The organism is Bacillus sp. FJAT-18017 (genome assembly GCF_001278805.1).
Classification (GTDB): domain Bacteria; phylum Bacillota; class Bacilli; order Bacillales; family Cytobacillaceae; genus Bacillus_D.
This window is the reverse complement of record NZ_CP012602.1, coordinates 1,604,126-1,619,393: the sequence shown is the minus strand read 5'-3', so window position 1 is coordinate 1,619,393 and position 15,268 is coordinate 1,604,126. Positions and strand designations below refer to the sequence as shown.

18 protein-coding genes and 1 riboswitch are annotated in these 15,268 nt (G+C 42.6%); of the genes, 10 read left to right on the top strand and 8 right to left on the bottom strand.

The genetic code is table 11. The features are described from left to right. Window positions 1–122: 122 nt before the first annotated feature. Window positions 123–1,322 carry a methionine adenosyltransferase gene (gene metK / locus AM500_RS07385; protein WP_053598641.1) on the bottom strand — a complete coding sequence of 400 codons (1,200 nt, stop codon included), beginning with the start codon at window positions 1,320–1,322 and terminating at the stop codon, window positions 123–125. A gap of 303 nt (window positions 1,323–1,625) precedes the next feature. Further along, window positions 1,626–1,743, bottom strand: a riboswitch (SAM riboswitch). A 110-nt stretch (window positions 1,744–1,853) separates the two neighbouring features. Then, a complete protein-coding gene (locus AM500_RS07380; RefSeq protein ID WP_053598640.1) occupies window positions 1,854–2,219 on the bottom strand; it encodes a thiol-disulfide oxidoreductase DCC family protein in 366 nt (121 codons plus the stop codon). A gap of 127 nt (window positions 2,220–2,346) precedes the next feature. Between AM500_RS07380 and pckA the strand changes: the two genes are divergently transcribed. Further along, a complete protein-coding gene (gene pckA / locus AM500_RS07375) occupies window positions 2,347–3,933 on the top strand; it encodes a phosphoenolpyruvate carboxykinase (ATP) (RefSeq protein WP_053598639.1) in 1,587 nt (528 codons plus the stop codon). Between the two features lie 63 nt (window positions 3,934–3,996). Here the strand turns inward: pckA and AM500_RS07370 are convergent, their stop codons facing one another. Continuing rightward, on the bottom strand, window positions 3,997–4,239 hold the full coding sequence (locus AM500_RS07370) for a DUF2584 domain-containing protein (RefSeq protein WP_053598638.1): 243 nt from the start codon (window positions 4,237–4,239) through the stop codon (window positions 3,997–3,999). Between the two features lie 44 nt (window positions 4,240–4,283). Next, a complete protein-coding gene (locus AM500_RS07365; RefSeq protein ID WP_053598637.1) occupies window positions 4,284–5,075 on the bottom strand; it encodes an alpha/beta hydrolase family protein in 792 nt (263 codons plus the stop codon). Between the two features lie 108 nt (window positions 5,076–5,183). Between AM500_RS07365 and AM500_RS07360 the strand changes: the two genes are divergently transcribed. The 3 genes from AM500_RS07360 to AM500_RS07350 all read left to right on the top strand — a co-directional run bounded on the left by AM500_RS07360 (window position 5,184) and on the right by AM500_RS07350 (window position 7,830). Beyond that, window positions 5,184–6,188, top strand: coding sequence for an ABC transporter substrate-binding protein (locus tag AM500_RS07360; RefSeq protein WP_053598636.1), 1,005 nt, complete (start codon window positions 5,184–5,186; stop codon window positions 6,186–6,188). 78 nt (window positions 6,189–6,266) lie between these two features. Beyond that, window positions 6,267–7,031 (top strand): ABC transporter ATP-binding protein, encoded by a 765-nt coding sequence (locus tag AM500_RS07355; protein ID WP_053598635.1) that lies wholly within the window; start codon window positions 6,267–6,269, stop codon window positions 7,029–7,031. Beyond that, a complete protein-coding gene (locus AM500_RS07350; RefSeq protein WP_231688124.1) occupies window positions 7,024–7,830 on the top strand; it encodes an ABC transporter permease in 807 nt (268 codons plus the stop codon). Before AM500_RS07355 ends, AM500_RS07350 begins: the two co-directional genes overlap by 8 nt. Window positions 7,831–7,874: 44 nt before the next feature. Here AM500_RS07350 and ytkD read toward each other — a convergent pair whose 3' ends face one another. Then, window positions 7,875–8,357 (bottom strand): RNA deprotection pyrophosphohydrolase, encoded by a 483-nt coding sequence (gene ytkD / locus AM500_RS07345; RefSeq protein ID WP_053598634.1) that lies wholly within the window; start codon window positions 8,355–8,357, stop codon window positions 7,875–7,877. A gap of 159 nt (window positions 8,358–8,516) precedes the next feature. Between ytkD and AM500_RS07340 the strand changes: the two genes are divergently transcribed. After that, entirely contained in the window at window positions 8,517–9,347 is an 831-nt protein-coding gene (locus AM500_RS07340; RefSeq protein ID WP_053598633.1) for a DUF6612 family protein, read from the top strand. A 214-nt stretch (window positions 9,348–9,561) separates the two neighbouring features. Here AM500_RS07340 and AM500_RS07335 read toward each other — a convergent pair whose 3' ends face one another. Continuing rightward, on the bottom strand, window positions 9,562–9,891 hold the full coding sequence (locus AM500_RS07335; protein WP_082347168.1) for a hydrolase: 330 nt from the start codon (window positions 9,889–9,891) through the stop codon (window positions 9,562–9,564). 257 nt (window positions 9,892–10,148) lie between these two features. Between AM500_RS07335 and AM500_RS07330 the strand changes: the two genes are divergently transcribed. Together AM500_RS07330 and ytzI are read left to right on the top strand one after the other, a co-directional pair. Continuing rightward, window positions 10,149–10,403 (top strand): DUF6154 family protein, encoded by a 255-nt coding sequence (locus AM500_RS07330; protein WP_053598632.1) that lies wholly within the window; start codon window positions 10,149–10,151, stop codon window positions 10,401–10,403. Window positions 10,404–10,561: 158 nt separating this feature from the next. Continuing rightward, a complete protein-coding gene (gene ytzI / locus AM500_RS24890) occupies window positions 10,562–10,720 on the top strand; it encodes a YtzI protein (RefSeq protein WP_082347167.1) in 159 nt (52 codons plus the stop codon). 440 nt (window positions 10,721–11,160) lie between these two features. On the opposite strand, the gene AM500_RS07325 is transcribed toward ytzI, so the two are convergent. Next, window positions 11,161–11,634 carry an S-ribosylhomocysteine lyase gene (locus AM500_RS07325; protein WP_053598631.1) on the bottom strand — a complete coding sequence of 158 codons (474 nt, stop codon included), beginning with the start codon at window positions 11,632–11,634 and terminating at the stop codon, window positions 11,161–11,163. Window positions 11,635–11,817: 183 nt separating this feature from the next. Here AM500_RS07325 and yidD point away from each other — a divergent pair, with 183 nt between their 5' ends. Beyond that, on the top strand, window positions 11,818–12,078 hold the full coding sequence (yidD, locus tag AM500_RS07320; RefSeq protein ID WP_053598630.1) for a membrane protein insertion efficiency factor YidD: 261 nt from the start codon (window positions 11,818–11,820) through the stop codon (window positions 12,076–12,078). Window position 12,079: 1 nt separating this feature from the next. Here yidD and AM500_RS07315 read toward each other — a convergent pair whose 3' ends face one another. Further along, window positions 12,080–12,637: a beta-class carbonic anhydrase gene (locus AM500_RS07315; protein ID WP_053598629.1), complete on the bottom strand. Its 558-nt coding sequence runs from the start codon at window positions 12,635–12,637 to the stop codon at window positions 12,080–12,082. Window positions 12,638–12,849: 212 nt separating this feature from the next. On the opposite strand from AM500_RS07315, the gene AM500_RS07310 reads away from it, so the two are divergent. Together AM500_RS07310 and AM500_RS07305 are read left to right on the top strand one after the other, a co-directional pair. Next, complete coding sequence (locus tag AM500_RS07310; RefSeq protein WP_053598628.1) at window positions 12,850–13,788, top strand: metal ABC transporter solute-binding protein, Zn/Mn family; 939 nt, start codon at window positions 12,850–12,852, stop codon at window positions 13,786–13,788. A gap of 117 nt (window positions 13,789–13,905) precedes the next feature. Further along, complete coding sequence (locus AM500_RS07305) at window positions 13,906–15,267, top strand: cytochrome ubiquinol oxidase subunit I (RefSeq protein WP_053598627.1); 1,362 nt, start codon at window positions 13,906–13,908, stop codon at window positions 15,265–15,267. Window position 15,268: the final 1 nt, after the last annotated feature.

Genomic DNA, 15,268 nt, shown 5'->3' with positions numbered 1-15,268 from the left:
TTAAAGCTACTCGCTGCTAGGATACTACTACCCAGAAAAATTGCTTTAAACACCATCAGACAATTTGACGAAAAAGAAAAACGGGAGTTACATCATCATCATGTAACCCCCGATATTTAAACCTATTTAGATGCTTGTTCCTTTAAAATCGCTGCCTTATCGGTACGCTCCCAAGGGAGGTCAACATCATTGCGGCCAAAGTGCCCGTAGGCAGCTGTCTGCCTGTAAATTGGCTTGCGCAAATCAAGCATATTGATAATACCAGCAGGACGCAGGTCGAAGTTTGATTCAACTAGTTCAATCAGGATGTCTTCATTTACTGTACCAGTTCCGAAAGTATCAATAGAAATTGATACTGGGCGCGCTACACCGATAGCATAGGCAAGCTGGACTTCAACTTTTTCTGCAAGGCCTGCCGCTACAATATTTTTAGCAACATACCGGGCAGCATAGGCAGCGGAACGGTCAACTTTTGTTGGATCTTTACCGGAGAATGCTCCCCCGCCGTGGCGGGCATAACCGCCGTACGTATCAACAATGATTTTACGGCCTGTGAGACCGGCATCCCCTTGAGGTCCACCGATAACAAAACGGCCAGTTGGATTGATGAAATACTTAGTGTTTTCATCAATTAAATCAGAAGGAACAACAGGGTTAATGACATGTTCTTTTAAATCTTTTTGGATTTGCTCTAATGTTGCCTTTTGGCTGTGCTGGGTGGAGATAACAATGGTATCAATACGAACTGGCTTATCTTTTTCATCGTATTCAACCGTTACCTGAGTTTTCCCATCGGGGCGCAAGTATGCAAGTGTTTCGTTTTTACGGACTTCAGCCAGCCTGCGTGACAGTTTATGTGCAAGTGAAATAGGAAGCGGCATTAGCTCTTCGGTCTCGTTGCAGGCAAAGCCGAACATAAGGCCTTGGTCACCCGCACCAATCGCTTCAATTTCCTCATCACTCATTTGTCCTTCACGGGCTTCTAATGCTTGGTCAACACCTTGTGCGATATCGGCAGATTGCTCGTCAATTGCAGTTAATACTGCACAGGTATCAGCGTCAAAGCCATATTTGGCGCGTGTATAACCAATTTCCCTAATTGTTTCGCGTACAATTTTTGGAATATCAACATACGTTGAAGTAGTAATTTCCCCTGCTACGAGGACTAGACCGGTTGTAACAGACGTTTCAGCTGCAACACGGGCATTTGCGTCCTTTTCCAGGATTGCGTCTAAAATCGAATCAGAAATTTGGTCGCAGATTTTATCTGGATGACCTTCTGTGACTGATTCAGAAGTAAATAAACGACGTTTTGATGGCATCTGGATTCCTCCTATATTTTTTAACTGATAGGACAGTAAAAATTAAAACAAATTTCACTCTCCTATTGGAGCAACTAAGCCTCCAGATTTAGCGGCTAGTTTATTAATTTAATGAGGTCAGCTTAGGTCACGATCCGGCCAGCCAAAAACCTCGGTCACGGTACTCATTTCCCTAAGTAGTATGAAGTAAACATAGGGTTTTTATGTCTAAATATGTATACCACTGCCTAAATTGAGGTGGAGCAAAATAAAAAACCTTCCCTGGTTAGAGGAAAGGTTCAATTGAATGATTAGCGCCTTTCACTCTTATCGTTCAAGGCAATCGCCTTGCGTCAGGTTGGCACCTTTTCTGAAAATTGTCGCTATTCAGCAGGTTGCCGGGCTTCGTAGGGCCTGTCCCTCCACCGGCTCAGGATAAGAGAGTATCCGTTCAAGGGTAAATATTATCATACTCAAAAGGCATGTCAATGGATTTAACCAAATTTTTAATTAGTTTTTGGCAAAATGGCAAACATGGTGAATAAAACTTGATTAAAGTGAGCAACTTCCATCCTCACAGGTTGTTCCCATCCATTTGTAGCGGTTCCTTGCAATCCAGTTATAGATTGGAATACCAATGAGTGATGCGAAGGGAATATAGAGCAGGAGGGCTGGCAATATGGTTAACGGAAATTGGAGGAGCATTTTTCTGGCGGCAAAAAAGCCTTTATAAACCTTCACACCTTCTATAAGATGGAGCTCCCGCCTCAAGTCTATCGCGCGAAAAGAAGGCTGCAGGCCTTTTTTTTCATACTCCTGCAACGAAATCCACTGAATCCGCCCTAACCAGTCAAGTTTATTTGACTTTTCCTTCGAAGCTTTGCATAAAGCACAGTTTCCATCATAGAGCGCAAGCAAGCCGTAACCGCCTCCATTTTTTTAAATTAATCAAACGTTTAATAATATACCCCATTTATGCTAATGTGTTATACTGTTTTCGGGATGAGGATTCACTAAAATATCAAAAAGGGGAAATTAAATTAACATGAACGGAGTACAAATTCCTGAGAACCTGTGCAATCTCTTAAACGGGGAAAACATACTTACCCAACTTTCTGTACCCCAACTCGTCGAAAAAGTTCTAAGCCGCGGGGAAGGCATCCTTACTTCAACAGGTGCCGTATCCGTTTCGACCGGTAAATACACTGGACGCTCTCCAGAAGATAAATTTATAGTCGACGAGCCTTCCGTCAGAGGCAAGATTGACTGGGGCAAGATTAACCGCCCTATTTCCGAAAAAAACTTTACTACCTTATATAATAAAGTAATTGAGTATTTAAAACAAAAAAATGAACTTTTTGTTTTTAACGGTTATGCCGGTGCCGATAAAAAATACCAGCTGCCTATACAAGTTATCAATGAATTTGCCTGGCATAATTTATTCGCCCGCCAATTGTTCATCCGTCCGGGCCATTCCGATTTTTCTTCATATAAACCGGAATTCACAGTCATTTCAGCTCCGGGCTTTAAGGCGGACCCTGTTCTTGATGGAACAAACTCGGAAACATTCATCATTATTTCTTTTGAAAAAAGAACCGTCCTTATTGGTGGAACTGAATATGCAGGAGAAATGAAAAAATCTATTTTCTCAGTTATGAATTACCTCCTCCCTGAATCCGGAATCATGCCGATGCATTGCTCCGCGAACGTCGGCAGGGAAGGAGATGTCGCCTTATTTTTCGGATTATCGGGAACTGGAAAGACAACGCTTTCAGCCGATGCTAACCGCCGGCTGATTGGAGATGATGAGCATGGCTGGTCATCCAATGGGGTATTTAATATTGAAGGCGGCTGCTATGCCAAGACCATCAACCTTTCAAGAGAAAAAGAACCTCAAATTTTTGAGGCCATCTGTTTTGGGGCAGTACTTGAAAATGTTGCGGTCGACCTGTACACCCGTGAAACTAATTATGATGATGGCACGTTAACAGAAAACACGAGAGCAGCCTATCCGCTAGAAGCAATTCGTAATATCGTTACACCAAGCGTTGCTGGCCATCCAAATACAATTGTATTCCTTACAGCGGATGCATTTGGGGTACTCCCTCCAATTTCAAAACTAACAAAGGAACAGGCCATGTACCATTTTCTAAGCGGATATACGTCTAAGCTGGCCGGAACAGAACGGGGCATTTCATCGCCCCAAGCCACCTTCTCAACATGCTTTGGCGCTCCTTTCCTTCCGCTTCCAGCAAACCGCTACGCAGAAATGCTTGGAGAAAAAATCCTTGAGCATAACTCAAAGGTCTTTCTCGTTAATACTGGATGGACCGGCGGAGAGTACGGAGTTGGCAGCAGGATGAAGCTAAGCTATACTCGTGCCATGATTCAGGCTGCACTCGGAGGCGAACTTAACAATATTGATACTGTCCGGGATGAGATTTTCGGCCTTTATGTACCGCTTCATGTACCGGGAGTTCCCGATGCGGTCCTCCAGCCGGAAAAAACATGGCAGGATGCTGCAGACTATAAGCGCAAAGCTACAGAATTGGCAGGCCAGTTCCGTGAAAACTTTAAAAAGTTCCAAGGCGTTGACCCTGCAATTGAACAATTTGGCGGTCCACTACAATAATTTCTGGACAAAAAAGAGGCTTCCCTGTGAGAAGCCTCTTTTTTTGGCACTTCCGCATGTCTGTTAATTCGGTGAGTAAAGAGAGGTGAGTTCATAGGTAATCCGCGTTAACGCGCCTTCCCATTCAACCTTCATAATTTTCGCTGTCCCACTTGAATCGGCATCAATTGTCCTTCTGATGTCGATTGGGATATCAATAGGATAAAGACGGTATCCTGCCTTCTCTAGGATAAACAAGTTTTCCTCAATTCTTTGTTCCTTGCCTTTTGTCACAATCATGGTGTTGAGTTCAAGAGGCATCCCCATAACTGTTCCTCCTTTACACTTAATCCTTTGATTCTATAGTACCACTACTTTGCCTGCCTTTTCATCCACGCACAGAGGTCTTTGACGACTTTTCTATTTACGGCCGGGGGAAAGTAGTGAGTAAAGTCATCGAAGTACCACGTTTCCGGGTCCTTTCCAAGTTCTTTGAGCCGTTTTTCCAACCTGTAGGCATGGTCGATTGATACATTATCATCATGAACACCATGAATAATCAATACCTGTGGGACAAGCCGTTCCAGCTCGTATAACGGTGTCCTGCTTTCATACCGTTCTGGATATTTCACCGGGGTTCCTCCGATGACCCTCTTCATCATCCTTCTTAAATCTTCACGCTCCACATACGTGAGGCTCATATCGCTTACACCGCCCCATGTAACGACAGATGCAGACTCAGGAAACTCGAGGGCTGTTAATAATGCCATAACTCCCCCTCTTGAGAAACCAAAAATATGGACATGAGAGACTCCCGGTATTCCTTTTAGTAATTGGAAAGCGGAGAAAGCGTCAAGCCGGTCTTCACCTGCGAAGTCTTCATCGCCTTCTCCTCCCTGGTTGCCCCTATAAAAAGGCGCAAAAACTACAAAGCCTTCAGAAGCAAACTGAGCAATTCTTGCGGGCCGTACTTTTCCTACATTTTTTATTCCCCCCCTCAAATACAAAAATGCATCAAATGTTTCTCCTTCAAGGGGCTTTGCGAGGAGGCCTTTTACCTTTAAACCGCCTGACATATATGTAATAAGCCATAAACCAATATCAGGATTTGGAGACGGGAATGTTTCCATTGTGATGATTTTTCCATCGACTGCTTTTTCCATTCAATTTCCTCCTTATTTTCCCCTTATGGGCATTCACACAATCATTTCTGTTTCATACGATATCACAGGCCCTTAGCCCAATTCATTTAATTCGGGAGGTAAACCACTATGTTCAAACGGTTCAAGAGAAGTTGCCTGCTCTTGATTGCTTTGCTTCTTGCATTGCCCCTTGCAGCTTGCCAGATTAAACCCGCAGAGAAAAAGCTTGAAAAGGTGCGTGTCGCAGAAGTAACCCATTCACTATTCTACACTCCTCAATATGTTGCCCTTGCAAAAGGCTTTTTTAAAGACGAGGGGCTGGATGTGCAGGTAACGACAACACCTGGAGGCGACAAAACTATGACTGCCCTTCTCTCCAATGGTGCTGATATCGCCCTTGTCGGATCAGAAACATCCATTTATGTGCAGGCACAGGGCTCAAGTGACCCAGTCATCAACTTTGCCCAGCTAACACAAACGGACGGGACTTTTCTCGTAGCCCGCGAAAAAATCGATAACTTTTCCTGGGATATGCTGAAAGGCACTACCTTCCTTGGCCAACGCAAAGGCGGCATGCCTCAGATGGCTGGCGAGTTTGTTTTAAAAAAACACGGAATTGACCCGCACAAAGATTTAACTCTAATCCAGAATATCGACTTCGCGAACATCGCGACAGCCTTTGCATCCGGGACAGGCGACTTTGTTCAGCTCTTTGAACCAACTGCCAGCATATTTGAAAAAGAAGGAAAAGGCCATGTTATTGCTTCATTTGGAACCGAGTCCGGACATATTCCTTATACCACTTTTATGGCAAAAGAAAGCTATATGAAAGAAAACGCTAAAACCATTGAAAGCTTCACTAAAGCAATCTACAAAGCACAGCAATGGGTTCAGGATACTGATTCAAAAGAAATTGCAAAAGCGATTCAGCCTTACTTTGAAGACACAGACCTCGACATAATGGCAACGGTAATTGAACGATACAAGAGCCAGGGTTCATTCGCAACGGACCCCATCCTTGATCAAGAAGAATGGGATAACCTCCAGAATATCATGGATGAAGCAGGAGAGCTCCCTAAGCGGATTGAGCATGAAACACTCGTAAACACAGAGATAGCTGAAAAAGTAAAATAATATTTCCTTTAATGGAGGGCAGATATTAGGCCCTCCATTATGGATAACCAATTGAGATAAAACAAAGGAGGCCGCTGCATGAGTTTCCTATCCATTGAAGGAATTAGCCACACTTATTTTACTAAAGATATGGCTGTTACGGCCCTCTCCAATATAACTCTCTCTCTTGAGGAGGGAGAGTTCATTTCCTTCCTGGGCCCGAGCGGCTGTGGAAAGACGACCTTGCTTTCGATCATTGCCGGCCTGATTAAGCCAACTGAGGGTTATGTTCAGCTTGGCGGCAAAGAAATCGAACAGGCAAGGAGCGATATCGGATATATGCTCCAGCAGGATTACCTTTTCCCCTGGAAAACAATTGAGGAAAATGTTCTGATTGGCCTTAAACTTTCGAAAAACTTAACATCGAAAAGGAAGGCTCAGGCAATAAAGCTTCTGGAGGATATTGGGTTGCCAGGAGTTGAAAAAAAGTTGCCTAAGCAGCTATCTGGAGGAATGAGGCAACGGGCTGCCCTTGCCCGGACACTTACAGCCGAACCAAAGGTGCTCATGCTTGACGAGCCATTCTCCGCGCTGGACTACCAATCGAAATTAAAGCTTGAGGACCTTGTATTAACAACATTAAAAAGTCTGGGAAAGACAGCTATCCTGGTGACACACGATATTGGAGAAGCCATTGCCATGAGCGATCGTGTTTACTTATTTTCGGCAAGCCCGGGCCGCATCCATAAAGTTTTTGATATTCCTGAGGAATTAAGAAAACTCCAGCCATTTGATACTAGAAACCACGAAAGCTATGGAAAATTGTTTAAAGAAATATGGAAGGAGCTGGAGTCACTTGAATAACCATCAGACCCTCATCAGCTCCCAGCATGCTCAATATTTAAAGAGTCTAAAAAAAGAACAGCTTTTAGTCCGATTTTATCAGCTTCTAATATTTGCTGCGTTTTTCTCTGTTTGGGAAATCAGCAGCCGGAAGGAATGGGTTGATCCTCTCATTTTCAGCTCACCAACAAAAATATGGCAATTGCTTTTTACAAAACTGCAGGACGGGACACTTCTTGCTGACCTCGGCATAACCCTGACCGAAACGGTCGCCGGTTTTCTGTTGGGAACGTTCCTGGGAACATTGATTGCGGCCATCCTTTGGTGGTCACCGCTTTTATCAAGAATTTTAGACCCTTATCTTGTTGTCCTGAATGCCATGCCTAAAGTCGCGCTAGGGCCAATTTTAATAGTTGCAATGGGTCCTGGTTTTGCTTCAATTATCTCAATGGGAGCGATTATATCAATCATAATCACTACCATCGTCGTTTACACCTCTTTTAGGGAAGTCGATCCCAATTACCTAAAAGTCTTACAGACCTTCGGGGCAACGAGGTTTCAGTGCTTTAAGGAAGCAATTCTCCCTGCTTCATTTCCGACTATCATCTCGACCTTGAAGGTAAATGTCGGCCTTTCATGGGTCGGTGTCATTGTTGGGGAATTCCTGGCTTCCTCGAAAGGCCTGGGCTATATGATTATTTATGGATTCCAGGTGTTCAATTTCACCCTGGTCCTGCTCTCACTCCTTGTTATAGCCGTATTCGCAACCCTTATGTATCAGCTTGTAGCCCTGGTTGAAAGAAAGCTTGTAAAAGAATAGACTGGTAGAAAAATACGGCCGAGCACTTTTATGCCGGCCGTCCATTATTGTTCTCCCCTGACCTTTTCCAATTGTTTGAGGCACTCCCCTATGACTTCATCCTTCATAATAAAACTGAACTTTTGGCCATGCCGTTCCAGATCGAGATTTCCTTTTAGCAAAGTTGGCCCTTCTGTTTCGTAATATGTCTCCTTTTGTTCAATCCTGTCGGCAATTCCCCAGAAAACCGCCTTTACGAAAGACTCACCTGTGTCCTTGTCCGTTACGCGATAATCGGCAATCCATAAGAGCTCTTTGAGGACTGCGCCTGTTTCTTCATTTACTTCCCTTCGTGCAGCTTCTTCTAGGGTTTCTTCCTGTTCTACTTTTCCTCCAGGGAATTCCAATCCCCTTACGCTGTGCTTTGTCAACAGCCAGCTGCCATTAAACTCGCACATGATTAATACATGGCCTGCCAGCCCGGAAAAGGTGATTTTTGAAAAAGAAAGCTCAATTCTGTTCCCATTAATGTCTTTAAACTCGACCATATATTTACCCTCGCAAAATAGAAATGGTAGCTGTATCACTACTTTAATGGTAGCTTTAAAAAGAATTGGCATCAATTATTTTTGTAAAATCATGTTTTACATTTTTAGGATAGGCTAAAAAGAGAGTAACGTTCGAAACTACCGGGGAGGAGGACATATTTGGGGAAAACAGCAAACATTATCACAGGAATTTTCCTTCTATTTGTACTATCCGCATGCTCCACCAAAGATGAAAGTGTCTCAGAGAAAAAGCCGGCAGATGCTATGGATACCGAATTAACAGCCACTCAGGTCCTCCATGAAGCTGAGAAAGCCTTTGAATTCCTAGATAGTCTGTCAGTCAATTTGACAATTGAACAACTAATTTCAGAACAGAATGAACAAAAAGACATAAAACTGTCTTCAGTCCTAAATACTGATGTAATGACGAATCCTTTATCCTTTCACCAAAAGTCGGAAATGAGGATGGTAGGAGGAGAAATTCCCTATCTTACAGAAGCCTACTATACCGAACAAGGAATGTTTGTATATGACAGCAGAAATAGGTTGTGGACAAAGCATCCGGCCTCTTCAGCGGAAAAAGCCCTATCTGCCGCTGCCGGCAAGCTTAATCCGGCAGCCGAACTCAACAAGGCTTCTCATTATGAAGGCAATCTTGAGTTAAAGGAAGGCGAAGAAGAATATGTTGTCATGCTTAAAGCAACTGACAGCGACCAAGGTATGCAGGAATTTGCAAAAAGCACGTTGCCTTCTGATTTGCAGGAAAATAAAGAGCTTCTCGCCAATCTCTCGATTAAAGATTTAGATTATGAAATCGCTCTTAATAAAAAAACCTTCTATCCTTCGCGGTTAAATGTAAAGATAGAAATGGAATGGTTCTCAAATTCAAAGCCTGTAAAACTAATCCAGGAACTTGATGGAGTTTATACAAACTTTAATTCACTTACTGAGATTTCCGTTCCGGATGCTGTAGTTGAAGAAACCAAGTAAAAAAGCGCAAGCGCCTTGCTCATCGCCGTACAAAAAGGAGGGGCTTCGACTGAGATATAGGAATCACGAAGAGCTGCAGCGATTCGATGATGACTTATCGTAGGGAGAAGACCTGAAGTTTGCTAGGCGATAGGCGCTGGAGCTAGACGTAGACACGCTCAATAAAAAGTCTTCCACAGTCGCGAAAGCTAAAGTTTCTTTAAATGCTAGAAACTTAGGGGTTAGGCGGCTGGTTTAGAATACCCATTGATTCAATATGATTCCTTGCCTGCTTGTCCCCAAGATCATAAATCATACTGTATATCTTTTGCATACCGATATCATAAGCGTCATTATCCTTATCATGGTGGTATTCCACATATGGGATATGCGCTCTGACAAAATTCCCTAACTCATGGGTATAATTTTCATCAAAATATTCCCGTAATGTTGTAATTTCTTCATCGGTTGCTTCAATCTTAAAATTCCAGGGTGAACTGGTCGCACTTTGAGAAATCTCGCCATTTGCTATTGAAACATAATACGTTTTCTTTTGACCATCCATGATTGTCAAACCCTCCCTGCCTGAATGTATGCAGCGGAATTGCAAACCCGTTTATCTTTGTATCCCTCAACAATATTTTTTTATACTTTTAATCATTTTTTTACCACTAAAGCCATAGATTGTTTAAAATAAGAAATGATGCTTCAAACTAAAGGAATACTTTTCGATGCAAAGGGTATTTAATTAGTATAGAGATAACGGCAGAAGAAGCCTATTTCACTTTATAAAAAAATTTCTCTTGTCTGGAGGTGAATGTTGTGAAATTGGTTGATGAGCTTTACGAATTATACCGCAACAAGCTTACCGGAGACGAAGAGGATATCGATATGCTTGCCTTCGCTTTTCTTGAGGAAATGAGCCACGAAGATTTGTTGGCGCTGATTCAGGAAATGGATAAACAAGAATTGTATAATTTAATGGGCATCTACTTAATTGAGAGCCTTAAGGTTAAGTTCGCCAAGGATGAATATGGACAACGGCCGACAGGCTTTCATCCTAGGAATATACATTAGATCATTACATAGGGGTTGGGTTAAGAAGGGCCTTGAGAGAGGCTCTTTTTTTCGTTCATTGCTTTTGACTGAACAAAAATACTGATTTTATGGCTACTCCCAATGTCCGAATGCCTTATGGTAAAATGGAAGTAAGAGTAGCGGTAAGGGGGATGGGTATGGTCATAATTATGGTAATTTCTTTTATTATTATTTTCGCAGTCATCGCTTTGGCAGTCATTACAACATCTAAGGCTTATGGCTTTAAGCACACGGTCGACCCTGTCGACCAAGCATCCACTGTTGAAGCCCATCAGGAGAGGGAACCACGGCATTAATGGGTTTCAAAGGAACAAAAGCGCAAGCGCCTTGGTTATCGCCGTACAAAATGGAGGGACTTCGACTGAGATAAAATGAACCTTCCATCAGCGCTTTTTGCTGATGGTTAGGTGAATGAATCGGACCTTTAGGGACAGTTGCCGACGAAGGAGGCCTACTGTCCTTTAAGGTGGGGTAAAGGAATCACGAAGAGCGAAAGCGATTCGATGATGACTTATCGTAGGGAAAAGGCCTGAAGTTTGCTAGGCGATAGGCGCTCCTCATTACACTATCGCGTAATTTCGTGCGATGTAATTTCGGGGAAGCCTTCCTTGTGGAGCTAGACGTTGACAAACTCTATCTAAAAGTTATCCAGTTGCGAAATTTAAAATTTGTTAACGACAAAAAAAGAGGCTTTTCCATCGTGGAAAGCCTCTTTTCGTATTAATTAAGATTTAGATTAAGCAAATACTTGTTTAAGATCTTCCTTGCTTTGTGTCAGCCAGAAGCGCATTAACTTCTTCGCACCTTCAAGGTCATGCAGCTTTGCCTGTCCGCATTGTTTTTCATTCGCGGCTGGAATATCGGTAATTTCCACAGCTTCCTTCATTGTAGCATCAAGCAAGTCAATGATTTCTCCGACTGTCGGTTCACCGCTGACAACAAGATAGTAACCAGTTTGGCATCCCATCGGGGAAATATCAATAATGTCAAAATGGTCATATTTCTCGGAATGCTTACGGATATTAAAAGCAAGCAAGTGCTCAAGTGTATGAATTGAATCTGGCTTCATTGCTTGTTTGTTTGGCTGGCAAAAACGAATATCAAATTTATTAACAACGCCGTCGCTGCCTACCTTGTGAACACCACAGTGGCGGACATAAGGGGCTTTAACTGCATCGTGATCAAGTTCAAAACTTTCAACTGAAGGCATAAATGTCACTCCTTTTTTCCTTTTCCTAGTATCATATCATAAAATCCGACTATTTTCATCTACTTTTAAGGAAATTCACCTTTTAGACGATTCTTTCCCTGTTGTGGTAAAGTAGGAAAAGAAAAATATAATTGCTCATTCTCTAGTAAACCATTGTTACTAAGAGCCAAGGAGATTATTTATATGTTTAAAAAATTATTGATCGGGCTTATCCGGTTTTATCAGAAAGCCATCTCTCCCCTAAAACCGCCGAGCTGCCGATTCTATCCTACCTGCTCAAGCTACGGTCTGGAGGCAATCAGGCAATACGGCGCTTTTAAGGGCGGATATCTGACCATAAAAAGAATCCTTAGGTGCCATCCGCTCCATCCCGGGGGTGTTGACCCAGTCCCTGAGCAATGGCCTGGTTTCCGCAAGCATTCCGATCATAAGCACCAGCAATAATTTAATAGCCCTCTACAACCAAATCAAGTCTGCCTGTCTCCGGATCGATGACGAGACCGTGTACATTAACATCTGCTGGCATAAGCGGATGTTTTTTTATTGTCTCGACACTATGTTTCACACTTTCAGTCACATTATCAAAACCATGAAGCCAACTATTAATTTCAATCCCTGAATAATCGAGAGTGTCGAGGGTTTCCTGTCTGACTCCCCTTGCCTTCATTTTCTCCATCATCGTTTCCGCCTTCAAGGAGCTCATGCCGCAGTCATAATGGCCGATGACGAATACCTCGTCAGCTTGCAGCTCATAAACTGCCACCAAAATGCTTCGCATAATACTTCCAAATGGATGGGCAATCAATGCACCAGCGTTTTTAATTAATTTTACATCACCATTCGATAAATTCATTGCTTTCGGTAATAGTTCAAGCAGGCGGGTATCCATACATGTTAGAATGACTGCCTTCTTATTTGGGAATTTCGTCGTTTGGAATTTTTCATATTCTTTGTTTTCGACAAAGTGCTTATTGTATTCAAGAATTTCATTCAGTTTTTCCATGTCTTTTTCACCTTTCCTAAACATAAAATAAGCGTGCAATTATTTAGCACCTTTATAAGAATACATGATTTTTTTATTGATGACCAATTTTCACTTGCTTTCGTCTTATATTTTATGTATTATTATCAAGTCACTAAATCGGAATCATTACGCATTACTTATATTTTTTTATTTTTTAAATCGGAATTGCTACGATTTACAGGAGGCTTACCATGAAAAAACTTCTTACTGCTTTAATTACAATTATACTGCTAGCCGGCTGTGGCAATGGCAGTGACGCGGGACAAAAGAATAAAAAAGATACACTAACCATTTACACAACTGTTTTTCCTTTGCAGTACTTCGCAGCCAGAATTGCTGGTGACCATGCAGAAGTCCATACAATTTATCCTTCCGGGGCGGATGAACACTCGTTTGAGCCCTCCCAAAAGGATATGATTGCCTTGGCTGAATCAGATTTGTTCTTCTATATCGGGTTAGGTTTGGAAGGGTTCGTTGACAAAGCAAAATCAACCCTCAAAGATGAAGATGTCCAAATGGTTGCTGCAGCACAGGATATCCATCCAGAAAACGACGAGAAATCCGGACATGAAGAACACGAAGAAAATGAAGAAGGTCATGAACATGGAGATATTGATCCCCATGTTTGGCTAGATCCGATATATGCCAAAGAGCTTGCGGAATCAATTAAGGACGCTCTTTCTGAACAGAAACCAGAATTGAGAACTGAGTTTGAGCAAAATTATAATGAACTAATTGGGGAACTCGACAAACTTGATCAAAGCTTTAAGGAAACTGCATCCAATGCAAAATTGAATAAAATTATTGTTTCTCATGCAGCGTTCGGTTATTGGGAGTCTAGATATGGAATTGAACAAATTTCAATTGCCGGGATGTCAACCTCAAGCGAACCTACCCAAAAAGATATGGAAAAAATTATTGGGACTATTAATAAGTATGGAATTCAATACATTCTAGTAGAACAGAATGTGACCTCAAAGCTTGCTGAAACCATTGCGGCAGAAACAGATGCTGAGCTTCTCAAGGTCCATAACCTCTCAACATTGACTGATAAGAATATTAAAAACAAGGAAACCTATTTTACCCTCATGGAACAAAATCTAAAAACCCTTGAGAAAGCAATGAATTAAACATCAAAATCACCCTGTCCCAATGGATAGGGTGATTTTTCATATCCTGAAAAATTGTGTAAAATCTCCCACTTTGGTGAACACTGAAGCTATGTAATTTTTGAAAGGGAGAATACAATGAGTGACTTAACGATTGCGAGGTCCCTATTTGGCACTACTATGGGGTTCCATATAATCCATGCCACAATTGGGGTTGGTCTGCCACTTATGATTCTGTTGGCCGAACTTCAATATCAACGGACAAAGGACCTTGAATATGTTGTCATGGCCAAACGCTGGACTAAAGCATTTGCAGTCCTGCTCGGAGTCGGCATCCCGACTGGCACGATTGCCGGTGTGCAGCTTTCTTTGCTATGGCCTGGATTTATGGAAGTGATCGGCAGGGTGATGGCATTGCCATTTCAAATCGAAATTTACGCTTTCTTTGTTGAAGCCTTGTTTATGTCGATCTATGTGTATGCAGCTGAACGAATCAAACCGTGGATGCGGATTGCAAGCCTCACTTTAGTAGCCCTCGGTGCGCTTGCCTCTGCTGTCTTAATAACCAATGTCCACGCCTTCCAGGGAACACCTGCAGGCTTTGACATTGTGAACGGTGAGATTGTAAATGTTGACCCATGGGCTGCTTTTTTCAACCCAAGCTTTTTCGTAACTGCAGGGCATGTCGCCCTTTCAGCTTATGTTGTTGGGGCATTTGTGGTAGCAATGGTCGCTGGCTTTAAAATGATGCGAGTGGAATACGGCTCAAGAATTTATAAGTTCCATCAAAAAGCCCTTTTCCTGTCACTTGTAGTAGGTGCAGTGTTTTCACTCCTTACTGCAGTTAACGGGCATGAATCTGCCCAAATGCTCCATGAATACCAGCCAGAGAAGCTTGCGGCAGCTGAAGGATTATTTGAGACCCAGTCCCATGCTCCACTTGCAATTGGCGGTGTTCTAGACCCTGAAACCAAAGAGGTTAAATACGGCGTTGAAATCCCGTGGGCGCTAAGCTTCCTTGCAGGTAATAATTTCGGCACTGTTGTAAAAGGGCTGAATGAATGGCCTGAGGAGGAATGGCCGCCTCTGTTTATCCACACACTGTTCAATGGAATGGTTTTCATAGGTACATTTTTAATCGCAATATCATTATTCGGCCTCTTCTGGAAAAAAATATTAAAAAAGCCGAAATATCCGAAATGGCTGCTCTGGTCATATGTGGCTTCTGGACCTCTTGCCATTCTCGCAATTGAATTAGGCTGGATTTTCGCCTGCACAGGCCGTCAGCCATGGAACATTTACAGGATGCTTACTACCGCCGAATCAGTGACAACTCAGACAAATCTTGGGCCGCTATATATACTGTTTTCAAGTGTATATGTCATCTTGGGAGCAGCAGCAATTTTTGTTTTGCTCTATTTTTTCAAAAAAAATCCCGTTCAGCGGGATCTCGACCGTGCTGAAAATCCGGATGAACAGCTGTTCAGTTCAAACACATAGG